The organism is Mesorhizobium onobrychidis (genome assembly GCF_024707545.1).
Lineage (GTDB): Bacteria > Pseudomonadota > Alphaproteobacteria > Rhizobiales > Rhizobiaceae > Mesorhizobium > Mesorhizobium onobrychidis.
Map to the genome: position 1 here is coordinate 1,034,597 of NZ_CP062229.1, position 19,346 is coordinate 1,053,942.

The 19,346-nt window shown below is 62.7% G+C and carries 21 protein-coding genes; 7 read left to right on the forward strand and 14 right to left on the reverse strand.

What is annotated here, in order from left to right; translation table 11 throughout:
- Nucleotides 1-3: 3 nt before the first annotated feature.
- Nucleotides 4-456 carry a (2Fe-2S)-binding protein gene (locus tag IHQ72_RS04940; RefSeq protein ID WP_258121443.1) on the reverse strand — a complete coding sequence of 151 codons (453 nt, stop codon included), beginning with the start codon at nt 454-456 and terminating at the stop codon, nt 4-6.
- A 244-nt stretch (nt 457-700) separates the two neighbouring features.
- Here IHQ72_RS04940 and IHQ72_RS04945 point away from each other — a divergent pair, with 244 nt between their 5' ends.
- The gene (locus IHQ72_RS04945; protein WP_258121444.1) at nt 701-1,678 is read left to right on the forward strand and encodes an AraC family transcriptional regulator; all 978 of its coding nucleotides are present in this window, start codon (nt 701-703) and stop codon (nt 1,676-1,678) included.
- 54 nt (nt 1,679-1,732) lie between these two features.
- Here the strand turns inward: IHQ72_RS04945 and IHQ72_RS04950 are convergent, their stop codons facing one another.
- From IHQ72_RS04950 to IHQ72_RS04965, 4 genes are all read right to left on the reverse strand, one after another.
- Nucleotides 1,733-2,053 carry a hypothetical protein gene (locus IHQ72_RS04950; protein ID WP_258121445.1) on the reverse strand — a complete coding sequence of 107 codons (321 nt, stop codon included), beginning with the start codon at nt 2,051-2,053 and terminating at the stop codon, nt 1,733-1,735.
- Between the two features lie 4 nt (nt 2,054-2,057).
- Entirely contained in the window at nt 2,058-2,366 is a 309-nt protein-coding gene (locus IHQ72_RS04955) for a YggT family protein (protein WP_258121446.1), read from the reverse strand.
- 103 nt (nt 2,367-2,469) lie between these two features.
- Nucleotides 2,470-4,335, reverse strand: coding sequence for a sodium:solute symporter family protein (locus IHQ72_RS04960; protein ID WP_258121447.1), 1,866 nt, complete (start codon nt 4,333-4,335; stop codon nt 2,470-2,472).
- Nucleotides 4,336-4,350: 15 nt separating this feature from the next.
- On the reverse strand, nt 4,351-4,605 hold the full coding sequence (locus IHQ72_RS04965; RefSeq protein ID WP_258121448.1) for a DUF4212 domain-containing protein: 255 nt from the start codon (nt 4,603-4,605) through the stop codon (nt 4,351-4,353).
- Nucleotides 4,606-4,908: 303 nt separating this feature from the next.
- On the opposite strand from IHQ72_RS04965, the gene IHQ72_RS04970 reads away from it, so the two are divergent.
- On the forward strand, nt 4,909-5,541 hold the full coding sequence (locus IHQ72_RS04970; protein WP_258121449.1) for a hypothetical protein: 633 nt from the start codon (nt 4,909-4,911) through the stop codon (nt 5,539-5,541).
- A 66-nt stretch (nt 5,542-5,607) separates the two neighbouring features.
- On the opposite strand, the gene IHQ72_RS04975 is transcribed toward IHQ72_RS04970, so the two are convergent.
- Complete coding sequence (locus IHQ72_RS04975) at nt 5,608-7,737, reverse strand: DUF294 nucleotidyltransferase-like domain-containing protein (protein ID WP_258121450.1); 2,130 nt, start codon at nt 7,735-7,737, stop codon at nt 5,608-5,610.
- Between the two features lie 335 nt (nt 7,738-8,072).
- On the opposite strand from IHQ72_RS04975, the gene IHQ72_RS04980 reads away from it, so the two are divergent.
- The 3 genes from IHQ72_RS04980 to IHQ72_RS04990 all read left to right on the forward strand — a co-directional run bounded on the left by IHQ72_RS04980 (nt 8,073) and on the right by IHQ72_RS04990 (nt 9,859).
- On the forward strand, nt 8,073-8,417 hold the full coding sequence (locus IHQ72_RS04980) for a hypothetical protein (protein ID WP_258121451.1): 345 nt from the start codon (nt 8,073-8,075) through the stop codon (nt 8,415-8,417).
- Between the two features lie 203 nt (nt 8,418-8,620).
- Nucleotides 8,621-8,776 (forward strand): hypothetical protein, encoded by a 156-nt coding sequence (locus tag IHQ72_RS04985; protein ID WP_258121452.1) that lies wholly within the window; start codon nt 8,621-8,623, stop codon nt 8,774-8,776.
- Between the two features lie 138 nt (nt 8,777-8,914).
- Nucleotides 8,915-9,859 (forward strand): LLM class flavin-dependent oxidoreductase, encoded by a 945-nt coding sequence (locus tag IHQ72_RS04990; protein WP_258121453.1) that lies wholly within the window; start codon nt 8,915-8,917, stop codon nt 9,857-9,859.
- Between the two features lie 9 nt (nt 9,860-9,868).
- Here IHQ72_RS04990 and IHQ72_RS04995 read toward each other — a convergent pair whose 3' ends face one another.
- The 8 genes from IHQ72_RS04995 to IHQ72_RS05030 form a co-directional block, all read right to left on the reverse strand.
- Nucleotides 9,869-10,210 carry a GYD domain-containing protein gene (locus IHQ72_RS04995; protein ID WP_258121454.1) on the reverse strand — a complete coding sequence of 114 codons (342 nt, stop codon included), beginning with the start codon at nt 10,208-10,210 and terminating at the stop codon, nt 9,869-9,871.
- A 1-nt stretch (nt 10,211) separates the two neighbouring features.
- Entirely contained in the window at nt 10,212-10,886 is a 675-nt protein-coding gene (locus IHQ72_RS05000; RefSeq protein WP_258121455.1) for a cysteine hydrolase family protein, read from the reverse strand.
- Nucleotides 10,883-11,962, reverse strand: coding sequence for an ABC transporter ATP-binding protein (locus IHQ72_RS05005; protein ID WP_258121456.1), 1,080 nt, complete (start codon nt 11,960-11,962; stop codon nt 10,883-10,885). The genes IHQ72_RS05000 and IHQ72_RS05005 overlap by 4 nt, the downstream gene beginning before the upstream one ends.
- A 33-nt stretch (nt 11,963-11,995) precedes the next feature.
- Complete coding sequence (locus IHQ72_RS05010) at nt 11,996-13,003, reverse strand: dimethylarginine dimethylaminohydrolase family protein (protein ID WP_258121457.1); 1,008 nt, start codon at nt 13,001-13,003, stop codon at nt 11,996-11,998.
- A 106-nt stretch (nt 13,004-13,109) separates the two neighbouring features.
- Nucleotides 13,110-13,913, reverse strand: a complete 804-nt coding sequence (locus IHQ72_RS05015) for an ABC transporter permease (RefSeq protein ID WP_258121458.1) — start codon at nt 13,911-13,913, stop codon at nt 13,110-13,112.
- Entirely contained in the window at nt 13,910-14,752 is an 843-nt protein-coding gene (locus IHQ72_RS05020) for an ABC transporter permease (RefSeq protein WP_077380827.1), read from the reverse strand. The genes IHQ72_RS05015 and IHQ72_RS05020 overlap by 4 nt, the downstream gene beginning before the upstream one ends.
- Nucleotides 14,753-14,813: 61 nt before the next feature.
- Nucleotides 14,814-15,920: an ABC transporter substrate-binding protein gene (locus tag IHQ72_RS05025; RefSeq protein WP_258121459.1), complete on the reverse strand. Its 1,107-nt coding sequence runs from the start codon at nt 15,918-15,920 to the stop codon at nt 14,814-14,816.
- Nucleotides 15,921-15,984: 64 nt separating this feature from the next.
- A complete protein-coding gene (locus IHQ72_RS05030) occupies nt 15,985-17,058 on the reverse strand; it encodes a LacI family DNA-binding transcriptional regulator (RefSeq protein WP_258121460.1) in 1,074 nt (357 codons plus the stop codon).
- Between the two features lie 520 nt (nt 17,059-17,578).
- Here IHQ72_RS05030 and IHQ72_RS05035 point away from each other — a divergent pair.
- A complete protein-coding gene (locus IHQ72_RS05035; RefSeq protein ID WP_258121461.1) occupies nt 17,579-18,370 on the forward strand; it encodes an ATP-binding cassette domain-containing protein in 792 nt (263 codons plus the stop codon).
- 28 nt (nt 18,371-18,398) lie between these two features.
- The gene (gene exbB, locus IHQ72_RS05040; RefSeq protein ID WP_258121462.1) at nt 18,399-19,340 is read left to right on the forward strand and encodes a tonB-system energizer ExbB; all 942 of its coding nucleotides are present in this window, start codon (nt 18,399-18,401) and stop codon (nt 19,338-19,340) included.
- Nucleotides 19,341-19,346 lie beyond the last annotated feature (6 nt).

The following is a 19,346-nucleotide window of genomic DNA, read 5'->3' on the forward strand; positions in this document are numbered from 1 at the left end:
GGCTCAGGCCTCCCGTGCGGCGCGCTGAATGGCGCTGATGATTCGCACATAGGTCCCGCAGCGGCAGATGTTGCCGTCCATGTGTTCGACGATCTGCTCGCGGGTGGGGTTGGGGTTGCTCTTGAGGAGCGCCGCCGCCTGCATGATCTGCCCGGACTGGCAATAGCCGCATTGCGGCACCTGCTCGGTAATCCAGGCCTGCTGCAGCGGATGGCTGGCATCCGGCGACAGGCCTTCGATCGTCGTCACCTCCATTCCGGCCACGTCCTGAAGCATGGTCACGCAGGAGCGCGTCGGCTCGCCGTCGACGTGAACGGTGCAGGCGCCACATTGCGCGATGCCGCAGCCGAATTTGGTGCCGGTGAGCTTCAGATGCTCCCGTATCACCCACAAGAGCGGCGTATCTGGCTCGGCGGCGAGATCCACCGCCCGCCCATTGATCGTGAACGCTGTCATGACTCTTGTTCCCTTATCTGGCGCAATCATCTGGTATCATCCAGTGATGATGGCGACTTTATCCGCGTTATCCATATAACTTTTCTCCGTTATCCACGGCGATAACATCTAAATGTTTCAGAAATTCTGATTATTACTTCGCCGGTTGCCACATTGGCGGAGACGTTGTTATTAAATAACCAATTGAGAAAATCCGGTCTATGCTGTAAAGTCCGTATTATCTTCGCAATCGTCCGGAACGCCCATGGATCCGCTCTCAGATGTGCTGTCGCTGCTGAAGCCACGCAGTTATGTGTCCGCTGGCTTCGACGCGGGTGGAAACTGGTCGATCCAGTTCTCCGACCAGCACGAACGCATCAAATGCTACGCTGTGGTTTCCGGCGGGTGCTGGCTTTCCGTAGAAGGCGTTGCCGACGCGGTGCGCCTGGAGAAGGAGGACTGCTTCGTGCTGCCGAGCGGGCGGCCTTTCCGCCTCGCAAGCGACATGACTTTGACCCCTGTCGAAGCGGGCACGATTTTTCCCCCCGCGCGCGCCGGCGGCGTCGTGACGTATAATGGCGGCGGTGATTTCTTTCTTGTCGGTAGCCGCTTCGCCGTCAGCGGCAATCATGCCGGCATCCTGTTGGGGATGCTGCCGCCCATAGTCCATATCCGGAAAGAAACCGATCAGGCGGCGCTGCGCTGGTCGGTGGAGCGGATGATGCAAGAACTGCACGAGCCGCAGCCGGGCGGTTTTCTGGTCGCGCAACACCTCGCCCACATGATGTTGGTTCACGCCCTACGCCTGCACCTGGCGGAAGGGCTGGGAGGTGGCGTTGGATGGTTCTTCGCCCTGGCGGACAGACAGATGGCTGCTGCGATCAACGCCATCCACGACGATCCGGCGCATCGCTGGACATTGCAGGAGCTGGCGCAGCGTGCCGGCATGTCGCGATCGACCTTTGCGCTGAAATTCAAAGAGATGGTTGGGACGTCACCGATGGAGTATCTGACGAACTGGCGAATGCTGCTGGCGGGGGACAGGCTGGCGAACTCCAGCGAGCCAATTTCCATTATTGCACTGTCGCTCGGCTACGAATCCGAAAGCGCCTTCAGCACGGCCTTCAAGAGGGTCATGAACTGTACACCGCGGCAATATGGCCGTGGCCGGAATGCCGCTTCCCCTTCAAATAGCGAGGGGGAAGCCGTCCGCTCCAGTCGGTTCGAATCCATCGCAGGTTGATATGCGCGAGTGGCGGCGCTGCAAAGTCGATCCAGCCCGAGCCGAAGGGAATTCTCAGCCGCCGCTTAGCGCCCGCATCACATTCGGCAGCGCCGGCAGCGTCAACAAAACCGTGCCGGCAAGCCAGATAGACGAGACGACGACGCTTCTGGGCTGCGCCGACCAGCGCTCATAGAGCGCGGCCGGCACGCCGGCGAGCATGATGGTCATCGTCGACAGGATCAGCGCACTTGCCATGTAAACGATCTGGCTTAAGGGAGGCGCCCAAGCCGGATACCAGACCGGATAGAAGAGGAACACCATCAGCACCCAAGGCGAAAAGATACCGTTGACGATGGCGACCGCCATGACAGGCACAAGAGCGTTTCTGTCCATTGCCTCACCCCCCCTGTGAAGCCATCGGCGCAATGCCGAAATTGATCAGCAAGACGAGATAGCCGATGCGCAAGGTCATAAGCCAGAGCACGCTGAAGACGATCACCACCGGCAGGGTCAGGATCGACGGCGTGACGGTCCGCACGATCCGCAGGAACGGGTCCGTGACGGTCTTGAAGAAGCGCCAGATGTAATTGTCCCAGCTTTCGGGCACGAAGAGGCCGAGCAGGAGACGCCCCATCAGCGTGTACATCACCGCGGCAAGGATGAAATTCGGTATGTGAAAATACCAGTAAGACCAGAAGTCGTTCATGGGGATTTTCCAAGGAGCGCGCCGCGTTATGCCAGCGGCGCCCCCGAAATGAAAGCGGGGTCCGTCGCCGGACCCCGCCTCGAGCGCCGATCGCTATGCCAGATCAGGCAGTCTTTTCTTCCATCATCTGCTTGCCGCGAGGTACACGGATTTCCTCGATGAAATCCTGCATATCCCGGGACGGCGCCTTGGTGAGAAGGCTGACGATGATCATCACGGCGAAGCCGACCGGCAGACCAAAGGCCGCCGACGAAATGTTCTTGACGCCCCACCACAGTTCCATATTGGGCGTCGCCTTGTCGAAGTCGGCGCCATACTGCGTCATGACGAGGTAGAAGATGGTGATGCCGAAGCCCGCGATCATGCCGGCGACCGCGCCAGCCGAGTTGGCTCGCTTCCACCAGACGCCGAGCACCAGGGCCGGGAAGAGCCCACCGGCGGCAAGCGAGAACGCCCACGACACCATCGACAGGATGTCGGACGGCTTGGTCGCTGCGACGTAGGCGGCCAGCACCGCGACCATAACCAGCAAGATGCGGGACACGATCAGACGCCGCGACGTAGGCGCATTCTGGTCGATCATCTTGTAGTAGATGTCGTGGCTGAGCGCGTTGGCGATTGCCAGCAGCAGGCCGTCCGCCGTCGATAGCGCGGCGGCAAGGCCGCCGGCGGCGACGAGGCCCGAGATGACGTAAGGCATGCCGGCCATTTCCGGCGTGGCCAGCACGATCATGTCGGCGTTGAGGTTGATGTCGGCAAACGAAAGTGCCGTCACGCCCTTTTCGGCGCAGGCAGCGACGATCGCCGCGGTGTCTGTCGCCGCCTTGCCGCAGATCTGCACGAGCGTATTGTCGGCAGCCGCCCAGCGCATCATCCATCCGGCTTTCTCGCCGATGTTTTCAGGCGTCAGGCCCGACGCTACCAGGTCGAGCATCGTCCACTTGGCGAACGCCGCATAGGCGGGCGCCGTGAAGTAGAGGATGAAGATGAACAGCAGCGACCAGGCGACCGAGACCCGCGCCTCACGCACCGACGGGGTGGTGAAATATCGCATCAGGACGTGCGGCAGTGACGCCGTTCCGACCATCAGGCAGAGGATCAGCAGGAAGTAGTTCTTGGCATCATAGCCGCCATGCACGAATGGCGTGATGTGATGCACCGTGATGCCCTGCGCCGTCTCAAGCGCGGTGATGTTTGCCAGCGCCTGGCCCTGCATCAATTGCGGGATAGGAATGCCCGTCTTCACCGTGGACATCCAAATGGCGGGGATCAGGTAGGCGATGATCAGCACGATGTATTGGGCAACCTGCGTCCAGGTGACGGCGCGCATGCCGCCCAGCATTGAGCACACCAGGATGCCGGCGAGGCCGACATAAACCGCGACGTTGAAGTCGATGCCAAGGAAGCGGGCCGAGATCAGCCCGGTGCCGAAAATCTGCGCGACCACATAGGTAAACGAGCAGGAGAACAAAACGACCACGCCGATCAGACGGGCAAGATTGCCGCCATAGCGCGCCGACAGGAAGTCGGGAACGGTGTAGGCGCCGAACTTGCGCAGATAGGGCGCAACGAGGATGGCCACGAGCACGTAACCGCCGGTCCAGCCGAGCACGAAGCCGAGGCCGTCATAGCCGAGCAGGTAAAGCGAACCGGCCATACCTATGAAGGAGGCCGCTGACATCCAATCGGCGCCGGTCGCCATGCCGTTGTAGAGCGCCGGTACGCGACGCCCGGCGACGTAATATTCGCCGACGTGCATGGTGCGGCTCAGGACGCCGATTACCGCATAGATGACGATGGTAAAGCCCATGAACAGGTAGCCGATTACAACGTTTTCGACACCCATGGCGCTCAAGATTGCCATCAGGATGATGAAGGCTATGAAGCCGCCGGTGTAGAGGCCGTAGATGCGGCCGAGATTGGAGGTGAAGTCGCCTCCGCTTGCGGTGGTAGATGTCGTGTTAGCCATTGACGTTCCCCCCGATCAATCTTCATTGACATGATGCTCTTCGTCGATCGCGTTCTGCCGCCGTGCGAACCAGAACAGCATGACGACGAAGGCGATGAGCGAGCCCTGAGCGGCCATGTAGAAGCCGAGCGGAAAGCCAAAAATGACGATGTTGTTGAGTTGCTCCACGAACATGTGGATGACGTAACCGAAGAACACCCACAGGCCCAGCATGACGAACATGAGGCTCTTGGTCTTGTTCCAATAACTTACGCGGTCTGGTGTCGCCATAGCGTTGAACCCTCCCTTGGTTGGCAGCTTGCGAACCGTCTTGAGCGCAAGGCGCCGTTGAAAGCTTGCCTCTTCCGCTAGTGCGGAAGCCCTCCGGCATATGTTGCGGCCAGGTATAGAATCAGCCGACCGTAACTTTATAGGAGTAACACTTCTTGTCGCTGCTGTTCATACGACTTTAGAATCGGTGAGAGGACTGGAGAATCGGTGAGAGGACTTGAATCGGTACGAGGGCTGGCGGTGCGGCGAGGCGAAGGCTAAACGGTTAGCATCGGTTGGAAACAAAACCGAAGGGAGAGCGCCATGGGGCTGCTGAACAATTTGTTGCCCGAGTTCCTGCGCAAGCCGCAGCCGATCGGCAGCGTCGGCGAACTAGCTGACTTCATGGATTCCCGTGCCGCCTTCCTGGCGCAGAAAAGCATCGTCGAGTTCTGCCGCGTCAGGGCAGGGGTCTACTGGCAGAAGCTGTTCAGCGAGAAGGAGTTCCAGTCGGCGCTCAACCATTCACGCTGGCGCGCCTACCCTGCGTGCTATGCCATGGTGGCGGAAATGGTGGAGGGTGCGCTGCGCGAACCTGCCGGCTTGCGCCAGCGGGGCCTGCCGGCGGCGCTGGAAAAAGTGGCCTTGGCAAGCTTCTCCAAATATGCCGTTCCGGAGGGCTCGCCCCCCACTTTCTGGGAGGACGCCGCCGAGCTCACACGTCAGCGCCTCGCCGCCACGCAGATCGGTCCGCCGCGGCCGGTGCGTGAAATCCCCGAGCCGCTGGCGCGAACGGTTTTCGAGATGGTCCCGATCCACCCCAATCTCCTGACCAACGACTACGACTATATTTTCAACTTCCTGAGAATGAATCTGCTGCGCGCGAATGAGGATTTCCTTGAGCAGGCTGACCGCAGCGCCCTCGTCGACGAACTGCTTGGTGCCGCGCGCATCTGAGTTTTGTCCCTGCGCGCCGATATCCAAGGCTTCCCCTTCGGCCTTGCACCGTGCAAGCGTCGCCGGTTATGCGAACATCAGGTCCCGCACCAGGTCGGATGCCGACAGAAGGCGTTTGATGAGGCTCTTGAGCTCTATTTGCTGCTCGCGCGTCAGGGCATTGACATCGATGCGGTTGGATACAGGTATACCGGCATAGATGTCATGCGTCTGCTGAGCGAGCAGCAAGCCGATCAGCATGGCATGGCCAGCCAGCATCGCCTTCATGTCGCGCTCGCCGCCAATATCCAACGCGATCAATTTCTCGAGCCGGGCACGTGTGCTCCGCTCGCGGATACCGTGGCGAATTGCAAGCGTGCGCGCGGTCGCGACGATCGGAAAAAGGCCATGCTTTTTGATGTTCAGCCGGCCATCTTCAAGCTGAAAGCCGCCAAAAACAGTGAAGGGATTGCCGGTTGTCATCTGCTCGCCGAGAAGCTTTGCGAACACCGGCTCGGCGTGGCCACGCTCATACGCATATTCGATGAACTGCGCGGCCAGCGTTGTGTCGCCGTGAACCGGCCGGAGATCGTAGACGATATCGACGTTGAGCAGGTCCTCCGGCCGTAGGCGGCGAACCCAATCTTCGACGCGCGCCTTCCAGGTGTCGAGGCTTCCGCGGAACGCGGCGTTCGCGGCCATTACCCCGCCTTTGCAATACGGTACGCCTGATATGTCGAGCATGTCGGCGAGCTTGGCGCCGAGAATTTTGAACCAGCTGTCTTCGAGCCCATCCGGCTCGCCATCTGCGAAGACGATTGCGTTGTCCTGGTCCGGGGCCATCAGGCTTTCGCCACGGCCGCCAGAGCCGAGCACGAGCATGGCATAGGCGCAGGGCGGCGGGCCATGGCCTTCGATTTGTATCTGTTGTTCCGCAAGCACGGCGGCGCGGCGGGTAAGGGAGCAAAGTTCGTCGCTGATGATTTCCGCCACCACGCGCGGGTCGATCGCCTCGCCGATCAGCGAACGCACTACGCCCGGCAGCATCGACCAGGTGGCCGCCAGTTCGGCGGCGTCCTTGGCATGTTCGATCGTGTCGTCGAGATCGATGGCAGCGGCAGCGCGGAGCCTCAGCAGGTCACGCGCCGAAAGCACGCCGACCAGCATGCCCCCGTCGTCGCGGACGGCGAGGTGGCGGATTTTCAGCCGATCCATGCGGCCGATCGCCCGATAAGCGAAGGCGGCGGCGCGGATGCTTATCAGCGGTCGCGTTGCGATGCTTGCGACCGGCATGTCAAAAGCGCGCTCGGCGTCGGACGATATGCGGCGCAGCAGGTCACGCTCGGTAACGATGCCATAGTCCTCAATCGGTTGATCTGGCGTTCCTCGGTCGGACACGAGGACCGAGCTGATCTTGCGCTTCACCATGAGGTCGATGACCTGCCTTGTCGGTTTGGTCGACTTCACCACGACTGGCGGGCCACTCATGAGGCTGCCGACGCTATGACGATAGGCGTATGGATCAACCGGCTGAAACGCGGGAGCCTGGGGTCGTGATACCGGCTCGGCCCAGCCGGCGCGATGGCCGGCTTCGAGAGCGTCCGAAAGGGCAAGGCAGGCGACCTCTGCCTCTCCGAGTGTTCGGATGTTGCGCTTGCGCAACTCCGGAATCAGCGCGGCAAAGATGTCTCCCGCCGCGATCGCATCGCCCAGAGCCGAATGGCGGCCGGCTATCTCCAGGCGAAGCCAGGCGGCGATCGGTTCCAGCGAATGGTCTACCAGATTGGGATTTGCTATGGTTGCAAGAAGCCGGACGCACAGCGCCCGAGGCTTTTTCCAGGGCAAACGGGCGCGTCGGCATTCGCGCTCCCATACCGCCAGGTCGAAGCCGATCGAGTGGCCGACGAGGATACGGTCCCCGACGAACTCCTGGAATTGCGCCCATGCGTCCAGGAAGGTCCCGGCCCCGTCAACATCGGCATCCGTGATGCCGTGGACGAGCGAGACCTCGGACGGGATCGCTTCGCCGGGATCGATGAGGAGATCGAGCCGAGGTTGCCGGACGACCTTGCCATGCGCGATGCCGATCGCACCAATCTGGATCACCCGTGCCTTGGTGGCGTCGGGCCCGGTTGTTTCGGTGTCGACGGCCGCAGCCGCAATCGCTATCAGCGGTGTCGCGCCGGTCGCCGGCTTCATTCCCGTCCCCTTCGGCATGGCCGATTGCCTTCCTCTGCCGATGTCCCGGCTTGCCGAGACAGCGCTCTGTCGATGCCGGAAAGGTTCGATCCTGCTTGCCCTGCAGCATAGAGCGCGCCGGCGGGCCGCGTCGATGGCCGAATTTCAGGCTATGGCGTTCGCAACCATGCGCCGGGGAGCTGCACGCCCGTACGTCCATACCGAATCCCGAAAGTACACCCGTCCAGGCAGCGCATTCGCCTTAAAGTGATTTGATCCGGTCGAAGCGCTCCCGCATTGTCGGCCAGTTGTTGCCGAGGCGGCCGATGGATGAGATCAGGCGGGTTGCTGTGGGGTGCATCGGGCGCGCCGTAATGTTCGGATCGCTTGCCATCGGCTGTGTCATGGTCGGCTTCTCCTTCAACCCGGTGTCCGCCTTCCGCTCCGGCGCGTTCCTCACGCTGACCATGGTTTTGGCGCTGATGTGGAAAGCCACGACCGCAGCCAGCAAGAATCCCAAGCACACCGAAGTCTGGCTCTACCTCGATGAAAAATCGCGCCCAGCCGATGCCTCAGCGCGACGGGTGTTCGGCACCATCATGGGCGACGTTTATAAACTCTACGCCCAGATCGCGCTTGGCGTGGCGGTTGGGTTCTTCCTGGTGTCGCTCGTGCTGATGCTGTTCGGTCTGGAAGCTTACAGGCCGCCCGCCAAATAGGCGGCCGCTCCGCCCATCCCTGTCCCTCGGCCCACGAGCCTGGCGTTTTGCATCGGGCCGATCGGCCTCGGAAAGTGCCGCGCTCAGTAGCAAACAAACCAAATTGTCATCCGGTTGGAGAAAAACATTCCAAGGATCGCTGGAAAATAGCACTAGACAAAGTCTACTGATTTAATAGATTAACCGCCGAGACGGAGGTCGATATGTCCTATTTCCAGAACACCCGAACTGCCCGCAAAGGCCAGAGGCTCGGTTCTGAGCAGACTTGGCGGCCGGCCTATGCGGGTGCCTTTGCCTATCTCGTCTTTGCCCTTGCGTTCGTGTTCACCGGGGCAGTCGTTCTGGGTCTTATCCCCTGATCATGGAGCCCGGAGCCATCGGCTCTGACTTACAGGGGTAGCGATCTGCCGTTTCGCAATATCGGAGTTGAATGAACCGAGTGCCGGTGCGCTTTCGCGCGCGTCCCCTTGACCCCCAACGTGATGGAGGAGATGGCAATGCCGATCGAGTTCACGCATGTTCCCGGTAAAACTCACCCTGCCGACTCAACGGTGCCGTTTTTCTACGATTTCGCGGAAACCGCGACAAAGCTGTCGCTGATCGAGGACATCGGCTTCCAGAAGATCGTCGTCGACGATCCGGCCGGGCTGCTGACCAATATGGATATTGCCGCCCGGGCGCTGGACCGCACGTCCTCACTCGAGGTGGTTCTCACGCATTGGGCCGGTGTGATCGAGCCGACGGTGGCGGCACGGCAATTGGCGGCGCTCGACGCAAAAAGCGGCGGCCGGCTGTCGCTCAGGATGCTCAGCGAGCCGCTGAGCGACGACGATGCCGAGGCACGTCCGGTCGGCCACACGCTCGTCTGGCAGCGGATCGACGAATATCTGGTGCTGCTGAAGCGTTTGTGGTCGAACGACAGGCCGTTCGATCATGAAGGCGCCTTCTACAGCGTCAGGGGTGGCTATGTGCCGCGCAAGGGGCCGCAGGGCGCCGGCATGACCATCCGCATGGGCGGACAGTCCGGAACGGCGCTCAGGGTCGCCGGGCGGCATGCCGATGTCTTCGAACTGGCGCCGGGTTCGCGCGGCGAGATCCGGCAGCTGATGGAGCGGGTGCGCAGTGCCGCCGCCGAACACGGCCGGGCCGGCAAGCTGCGTTTCGCGCTTCCCGTCCGGATCCGTTCGGAGGACAACGCCAGTTGCCAGAAGGCGGTCGACATTGCCGGACCGCCGGCGCAGATTGCGCTGTCGCTGCTTCCTTATGCGGCCCTGGGAATCCAGGAGTTCATGATCGTCGGTGTCGACAGGCCGCGCGAGATCGCGGCGGCGGGCCGCGAAACGATCGCGCTGCTGCGCAATTCGCTGACGTGCCGCGAGGCCGATGTCCCTCAGCCGGGGGCGTTTGCGTCTCACGTGACAGGGGAAGTGCGCGCCGGCTGAGAGCGTTCGCTATTTCAAGACCCGTTCGACAATAGCGCCGAAGATTTGCGGGTCGAATGCCGGCAGGATGAGAGGCTCGACGAAGCCATCGCGCCGGGCCGTGAGCACATATTGCATCATGGCCTCGTTATCAGGCATTTCGAAAACCTGGACGAAGTCATAGGTGCCGAGCGTGGCATAGAAGGCGATGGATCTGCCGCCGAGTGCTGCAACCCGCTCCTCGCTGATTTTCCGGCGCTCCGGGCTGCCGGCCAGCTCGGCCAGGCCCTTGTCCGTCAATCGCATCAGGGAGATGTAAAGCCGGCTGGTCGTGGTTGCGGCCGGCGTGTCGGCAGTCTCATGAGGTGGCATTTCAGTGCGCCTCGCCGGAGAGTTGCGACATCGCCGCGATGACGGCGCCTGAGTCGGTCAGCGCGCCGAAGATGCCGTTCTCGACCGTTACCATGTGGAGCGCGGCCTCATGCGCCCTCTGGTCGCCGCTGGCGCAGGCGTCGGAGATCGTCAGGCACTGGAAATTTCGGTCGCAGGCTTCGCGCAAGGTCGTGTGCACGCAGACATCCGTCGTGCATCCCGAGAACAGGAGATGCGTGATGCCTTGGGCGCGCAGCACATGCTCGAAATCCGTGTAGGTGAAGGCGCCGTTGCAGGTCTTGTCGACGATGATGTCCTGTGGCGCGACGTCGATCTCCGGAACGATCTGGAAGCCGGGGCTCGAACGCAGCAGGATGTCGGTTCCCTCGAGGCCGGCCCGCTTGCGACGCCATTTCTCGTAGGGCGTCATGTCGGCCATATCGCCCCGGTAGCCTTGCCTGGTGTGGATGATCCTGAGGCCGGCCGCGCGCGCCGCCGCGATCAGGCGGTTCACCGTCGGCAGGATGGCCCGCAGCGGGCTTGGATCGTAGCCCTGCCTGGCGAAATAGCCTGTCGTCGACAGGAAGTCCTCCTGCAGGTCGATGACGATGAGCGCGGTGTTTCCAGGCACCAGCCTGCCATCATAGGGGAAATCGAAAGGTGTCGCCTTGATCATGGGTGGCTCTCTTCGTTGGGCAGAACGCCGATGGCGGAGGGATCTATCCGGCAGTCGACGACCTGTCCGGGCACGGCCGCGACGGCTACTTCCGAACGCAGCGTCGCAACCATCTCTTCGCCGGTCGCGGTCCTGAGCAGGATGCGCTCGAGCGCGCCGACAAAGGAGTTCTCGACGACCGTCGCGCGAAAGCCGATTTCGTCGCCCGTCGCCTGCCCGATGCGGATGTCCTCGGGGCGCACCCACACGGTCAAGCTGTCGCCGGGCCGCTCGCGGCGGCCCTTGACGCAGGTAGAGCCAAAGCGCGTGCCGAACGCTTCGACCATCGTCTCGTCATCGTCGGCACGCTGGCCGGACAGGAAATTGTTCTCGCCGAGAAAGCCGGCGACGAAGCGCGTCGACGGTTTCTTGTAGAGGCCGCGCGGTGGTCCGATTTCGATGATCCGGCCGTGGTTGAACACCGCGATGCGGTCGGACATCGCAATCGCCTCCTCCTGGTCATGAGTGACGTAGACGAATGTCACCCCGGTTTCGCGATGCAGCCGCCTCAGCTCCTTCTGCATCGTTTCGCGCAGCATGCGGTCGAGGGCCGAAAGCGGCTCGTCGAGAAGCAGGATGCGCGGCCCGAAGGCGAGCGCCCGGGCGATGGCGACGCGCTGCTGCTGGCCGCCGGACAATTCGCGCGGCTTGCGCTCGGCCAGATTGCCGAGGCCTACGAGCGACAGCATCTCGGCTACCCGCGCGGCGATCCTCGCCTTCTCCCATTTGCGGACGCGCAGCGAGAAGGCGATGTTGTTGGCGACGCTCAGATGCGGGAACAGCGCATAACCCTGGAAGACGAAGCCGAAATTGCGGTCCTCCGGATCGACATGGGTGATGTCCTTGCCGTCGAGGCGGATCGTGCCCTTGCTCGGCGTGGTGAAGCCGGCCAGCGACATCAGCAAGGTGGTCTTGCCGGACCCCGAGGGTCCGAGCAAGGTGACGAACTCTCCCGCCTCGACCGAGAGGTTGATCCCGGTCAAGGCAGTGACCTTATCATAGGTCTTCGCCAGATCGTCGATAACCAGCAATGCCATATCAGTTTCGGGCCATGTCAGGTCAGGACCATGTCAGATCGGGTCCCTGATCAGCGGCGCCGTCGAGCAATGCAGGCCGCCGCCGCCAAGCTCGACCGTCTCGTAATTGCAGGTCAGCACGGTGATCCCCGCGGCATCGAGCCTGTCGGCCAGGCGCTTCGAGCGGCTGCCATGCATGATCACGCGTCCGGGCGCGACGGCCAGACAGTTGAGCGACATGGCGCTGTCTTCGGGAGGCAGTTCGATCATCTTGATGCCGCGCTTCTCCAGATATTCGATGAACGGGTAGGGCAGTTCATTGACATTGACGATCGCCGTCTCGACGTCGACCATAATGAAAGCGCCGTCGATGTGAATACGGTATCCCGGCATCGGTACCTTGATCAGCGTCACGCCAAGGCCGGCGAGAATGCTTTCGACCTGCCGCACCCCTTCCGGGTTGCAGGCGATCGAGACCGTGCAGACGGCGGTCTTGGCATCGATGAAGGCAAAGCCGCCGCCTTCGAAGACGGCCGAGCCGTGGATGGTGCCGAGGATCGGGCATCCGGCCTTGGCCAGCGCCCGGGTCACCGGCAGTTCCTCGCCACGGCGCACCCGCCGCGCCAGACGGGTAACGATGGCGCCGCCCGGTATGCCGATGACGCTGTCGCGCGTGTAAATCTGCTTCATCGCCCCGGGAGCGGCCCTGTCGACGAGAATGACGTCGACGCCTTCCGACCGCAGCAGGTTGGTGAATTCATCATGGGCGCGCTGCATGGCGGGCAGGTCGGGCATCGTCCGGCCCATCCAGTACCAGCCTTTTTCCGGATCGCCGAAACCGCCGACCTCAGGCATCGGCTTGTTCTCGACGACGGACAATTCGTCGTCGGGCCGGTGCATCAGGACGGCGCGCAGACGGCCGACATCGTTCGAGCAGCCCCAATGGCGGCCCCATACCGGGATCTGTTCCTCAGCCGTGTCGAAGCCCGGTTCCGGAACGGAGCCGAAGATGCTGAAGAACTTGTTCTCCCTGTACTCGTTGTCGCTCATCGCGGTGCTCATGGATTTTCCTTTCCTTTCGATTGGTCCCGACACTCGGGGTGTTGAAGTCTTTATTTTGATGCATGTCGTCATCCCAAAACCGCTGCGCACTTTTGGGCGACATGCATTAGAGTTTCTGTTGCCGTTGCCGGCGTTCGATCAGCGCGCGTGCTACCAGCGCCAGAACAGTGACGACGAGCAGGACGGTGGCGATTGCCGCCAGCGCCGGATCGACCGCATCCTGGATGCTTGTCCAGATGCGGCGCGGCAGCGTGACGACGGCGCGTCCGGTGATGAAAAGCGTCACCGTGATCTCGTCCCAGGAGGCGACGAAGGCCAGCAGCGCGCCGGCGGCAACGCCCGGAACGATGTTCGGCAAGATCACCTTGCCGAAGACCGTCATCGGCCTGGCGCCGAGGCTTCTGGCCGCCTGCACCAGCCTCTGGTCGAGATTGGACAGCGACGCTCCGATCGCCAGCACGGTCAGCGGCAAGGCCAGCACGACATGCACCAGGACGACGCCGGTGTAGCTGTCGAGCAGCGACAGGCGGGCCCACAGCTTGACCATGCCGACAGCGTAGATGATCGGCGGAACGATCATTGGCGACAACAGGAGTATGCGCATGAAGGACGGCCACCAGCCGCCCGCCGCCCAGGCGCCGACGGCGAAGGCGACGCCGAGCGCCGTCGCGATCGCGGCGCAGGCGAGTGCGATGCCGGCGCTGGTCAGCATGCTGGGCAGCCAGCCCTTGCTCCAGTCGGCCAGTGCGGCGAAATGCTCCATCGAGATGCCATCCTGCGGCAGGGACAAATAATCGCGGTCGGTGAGCGCGACCGGTATCACCACCAGGATCGGAACGAACAGGAAGCCGAGCAGGCACCAGGCCACAAAGCGCGGCAGGCCGACCTCGATGATGTGCCGGAGCCTCATTGCTGCGGCCTCGCAACGAAAGCGGCGCGCAGTGCCGGGCTGCGCATGGCGGCAAAGACTATGATGCCAACCACGAGAAGCAGCATCGTCGACAGCGATGTCGCCAGATCCCAGCGCGAGGTGCTTGATATCTGCACCGAGATGTATTCGGCGATCATCAAGGTTTTGCCGGCGCCGAGCAGAGCAGGCGTGACCAGGAAGCCGAGCGAGAAGACGAAGACGAACAAAGTCGCCAGCGCGATGCCGGGCAGGCTGAGCGGCAGCCAGACGCGCCAGAAGATCGTGGCTGGGCGCGCGCCCAGCGAGCGCGCCGCCTGCATGATGCGGCGGTCGATGTCGGACAGGTTGGCATAGAGCAGCAGGATGGCGAACGGCATCATGTAATGCACCATGCCGATGGTGACGCCGAGCAGATTGTAGACAAGGTCGAGCGGCGTCGAGATGACGCCGGCCTCCATCAAGGCGCTGTTGAGGACGCCGCGGCGGCGCAGGATGGTGATCCAGGAAAACGCCCTGACCAGCACCGATATCCAGAACGGCACCAGCACCAGGAAGAGCGAGATGCGGCGCCAGCCGGCCGACATATGGATGATGGCGAAGGCGACGATGTAGCTCGCCAGCACGGTCAGCACCGTCGTCATCACAGACACTTTGAGCGTCGTCATGACGACGCGGCCGACCGCCGCGTTGGCGAACAGGCTCTGGTAGTTGGCGAAGCCGAGCTTCGGCTCGGTCAGGCTCAACGCCAGGACCTGCAGGATCGGCGCCGCATAGAGCCCGATCGCCACCAGGCTGGCGGGAACCGTCAGCAACAGAGCTGTTGTCTTGAAATTTCGCATCGGATTCGGGGCCGCCGCCGCTTTGCTGGCGGCAGCCCTTCCCTGTGTCGGCTCGTCTCCGTCAGCTCGAGATGAAATCCAGATATTTGTTCTGGAGCTCGGTCTCATGTTCCGCGTAATAGGCGGGATTGAGCATGATCTGCGAGGCAGCGTTCTCCTTTGTCGTCGGGTTCACCAATGCGTCTGCCGGCGTCATCAAAGCCAGGGTCTTGGGGTTGGAAGGCCCATTGCCCATCAGTTGCAGCAGCACAAGCTGGCCGGCCGGATCGAGCGTCGAATTGATGAATTCGAACACTTTCTTGCCGGCTGGATTGCCCTTGGGAACCGACCAGGCGCTGGCCGAGAGGATGTTCTGCTCCCAGATCCACTTGAACTTGTCGGGCGTCTCCTTGTTGAGCAGGTTGGCGCGGGTGTGCCAGATATTGCCCATCACGACTTCGCCTTCGCGGAACAATTGCTGGGTCTGCGCGCCGCCCTCCCAGAAGATGATGTCGGCGAGCATCGGCTTGAGCTTCTTGAACGCCCGGTCGACATCGAGCGGATAGAGGTCGGCGGGAGCGACGCCGTCCGCCATGAGGACGAATTCGAGCTGGCCCTGGATCCATTTGCACATGGTGCGCTTGCCCGGGAATTTCGCCGTGTCGAAGAAGTCGGCCCAGCCGGTCGGCGCGACCCCCTTGGTGGCCTCGGCGTCATAGGCGAGCACGTTCGAATAGACATAGTTCGAGACGCCGAACTCGCCGGCGAAATTCTCCGGCACCTGCGACTTGTCGACGATCGTGTAGTCGATCTTCTCGACCAGATGGCCCTTGCCGAGCGTCAGCGAGTCGATCATGCCGCCGTCGGTGGCGTCCCAGATGACCTTGCCGGACTCGACCATGGCCCGGATGGTGCCGACCGCAGGCCCCGCCCCATCGATCACCACCTTCATGCCGCTCTTTTTGGTGAAGGGGTCGCCATAGGCCTTGGCGAAGGCATCCACCGCGGCACCGCCCCAGTTGCAGACGACGATTTCGGAGGCGTCGGCCAAGGCAGCGCCGGGCTTGAACGCGGCCGCAAGTCCGAGGCCGCTGAGCGCAAAGAGGAAAGAGCGGCGATCGATCTCACCGCGGTTGAACTTCTCCAGCGCGATCTGCGCCGCGTCTTGTGCAAAATGCGAGATTGTCATTTTCATGCTCCCATTGTTGATGTCGATGGCAGGCTTTCGCGGAGTTGATCCGTCTTTCTCAAGGTTACGCTCTTATCGGCGTTCGGTTTTCTGATGAGGCGTTTCCAGCCGGTTCCCACTGTCTTGTGCGCGGCGCGGCCACGGAGTGGCGCACGACAAGCTTCACCGCGACCGGCGCTGCGTCCGGAATCTCGGCGCCGTTGATGTGGTCGATCAGCAGGCCGACCGCCCGGCGCCCGAATTCCTCGGCGGACTGGTGGATGGCCGTCAACGGCGGATCGAGAAGATCGACATTGCGGATGTCGTCGAAACCGACCAGCGACAGATCGGCCGGCACGGTGATGCCGAGCCTGCGGCATCCTTGCAAAATCCCCAGCGCCAGCATGTCGGCGGAGGCGAAGATGGCGGTCGGCGGATTGTCGAGGGCGGCGAACTGCAGGATGGCGCGCAGGCCTGACTGTTCGTCGTAGTCGCCGAAGAAGACGTGATCGGGATTCATCCTCAGGCCGCTACGTCCAAGACTGTCCTTGAAGGCCCCGAACCGTTCCTTGCTGCTGAGCAGCGCCGGCGGACCGCCGACGAAGGCGATCGCCTCGTGCCCGTGCGCCAGAAGATGGTCGGTGGCAAGCTGGGCGCCGAGACGGTTATCGGCAAACAGGCGCGGTGCCACGGCGCCCGGAACGTCCTCGTCGACCAGGACGACATTGCTGCAGGCATTGATCTTCTCGACCAGCGCGCCATCGTCCGGGTGGTTGGTCATCAGCAGGATGCCGTCCACCTGCGCGTCGTCGATGCGTGACAGGAAGGCCAGTTCCTTGGCCGCGATGTTGCGGCTGTTGAACATCACCAGGCTGTAGCCGAGACGGCTCGCTTCCTCTTCCGCCGAACTCGCGATGGCGGCGAAAAATGGGTAGGAGATGTCGGAAACGATCAGGCCGATGGTTTCGCTGCGGCCCTTGCTCAGCCGTCGCGCAATGGCGTTCGGGCGATACTCCAGCTTCGCCACGGCCGCCCTGATGCGCTCGCTGGTTTCCGCAGGCAGCTTGATACGGCCGTTCAGGTGACGTGACACGGTGGTGACCGAGACGCCGGCCGCGTGCGCCACATTCCTGATCGTCGATGCAGCGGGCTTTTTCATCGGTGGCTCGGCCACATTCCTTCAGCAGCGCAAACGTCAGCGGCCCTCACACGAAGATCCGCCTGGCAAGGCGACAATCCCATTCGAGGTCGGCGGCGACATGTCCGTCGTTTGTCACACCGACTCTTCCCAACAGCCGAGAGTTCAGCACAGGAAACTAGGTTTGTAAACCGCTTTACTAAACCGGTTTCGTGAATTGCGTTCTGTCTTCCGGATCACGGCGTGGCCGCCGCCAAGCAGCACAGGCAGCGACATAGCCGCGATCAGCAGGTTTCGGCGCGCGGTCATTTCGTCTCGAATTCTTCCGCGACCAAAACCAGCCACCATCTCGGCGCGCTCCACTTTTTCGAATTTCGACGCAAATCCGGCGCGTCACGACATTTTGTTGACTCAAAAAGTCATCTTCATTGTTGACTAGTAAACTCATGTTTCATAGTCAACCGGGCATCGGCGCCGAAAGCCGGACTGCCGAAAACCGACTATGGAAATGCGCGCGCAAAGCTGGAGAAAGGCCGAGACCTTGGCAGGAATTCATGCCCAGACTGCCTTCCATGTCGAAGCGGTGCGGTTCGCCGTCGGCGAGCGGACGCTGCTCGGTCCGGTTACATTCGAACTGCAACGCTCGCGCGTCTATGGACTGATCGGGCACAACGGCTCGGGCAAGTCGACGCTGATCAAGCTCTTGGCGCGCCAGCAGCCGGCAAGCTCGGGCGGCATCACCTTCGCGCAGCGGCCGCTGGTGCAGTGGGGCGCGCGCGAACTCGCCCGCGCGCTCGCCTATCTGCCGCAGACGACGCCGGCGGCGACCGGCCTGACCGTACGTGAACTGGCGACGCTCGGCCGCTATCCCTGGCATGGCGCGCTCGGCCGTTTCGGGCACGCGGACAGGCGCCATGTCGACGAGGCGCTTGTCCTGACCGATATGGCTGACTTCACCGACCGGCTGGTCGACGAATTGTCCGGCGGCGAGCGCCAGCGCGCATGGCTGGCCATGCTGGTAGCGCAGAATGCCGGCGTCATGCTGCTCGACGAGCCGATCTCGGCGCTCGACATCGCCCATCAGGTCGAGGTGCTGGGGCTGGTCAGGGACCTCAGCCGCAGACGCGACCTGTGCGTCGTCGTCGTGCTGCACGATCCCAACATGGCGGCGCGCTACTGTGACGAATTGATCGCACTGAAGGACGGCAGGCTGCTGACGCGCGGCACGCCGGACCAGATCATGCAGGGCGACGTGCTTAGACGAATTTTCGGTGTCGAGATGGGCGTGTTTGCGCACCCCGTCACCGGCCAGCCCATCGGCTATGTGCAATGAGGCCACTGTGAGAATAAGGAAGAAGCCCTTGTCCAGACATGGTTTGTTCGCGGCGCTGCTCGCATCCGTCATCCTGTCGGCTGGCGGCGCAGCCGCCCAGGAGCAACCGGGCGCGGCCGCCGCCCCGGCGATCGAGGCACCGGCTCCGGCGCCTGGGCAGGCTGCGCCAGGCGCGGCCGCGCCACCGGCGATGCAGCCCGGCGTGACCACGCCTACCGAAACCACGCCTATCGAGACGGGTCCTTCGACGGCGACCTCCCTGACCCTGCCGCGTGACCTGTCGCCATGGGGCATGTTCATCGCGGCCGACATCGTCGTGAAAGCGGTGATGATCGGGCTGGCTTTTGCGTCCTTCGTCACCTGGACGATATGGCTGGCCAAATCGCTGGAGATCCTTGGCGGTAAGCTGCGCGCCCGCCGCGCGGCACAAGCGATCGGCAATGCCGCGACGCTGAACCAGGCCGGTCGCGCGCTTGGCCACAATAACGGTCCTGGCGCCCTGCTGGTGCGGGCAGCCGAGGAAGAGACAGCGCTTTCGGCCGGCTCGCTCGACCATGTGTCCGGCGACGGGCTGAAGGAGCGGGTGACCTCGCGCCTGTCGCGCATCGAGGCGGCGGCGGCGCGGCGCATGTCGCGCGGCACCGGCGTGCTGGCGACGATCGGCTCGACCGCGCCCTTTGTCGGCCTATTCGGCACGGTCTGGGGCATAATGAACGCCTTCATCGGCATCTCGCAGGCGCAGACCACCAACCTCGCCGTCGTTGCGCCGGGCATCGCGGAAGCCTTGCTGGCCACCGCGATGGGCCTTGTCGCGGCGATCCCGGCGGTGGTCGTCTACAACGTCTTTGCGCGATCGATAGCCGGCTACAGGCAGATCCTCGCCGACGCGTCGGCAGGGGTCGAACGGCTGGTCAGCCGGGATCTGGATTTCCGCACGGTTGCGCCGGCAAAGTCGATGGCCGCGGAATGAACAAGG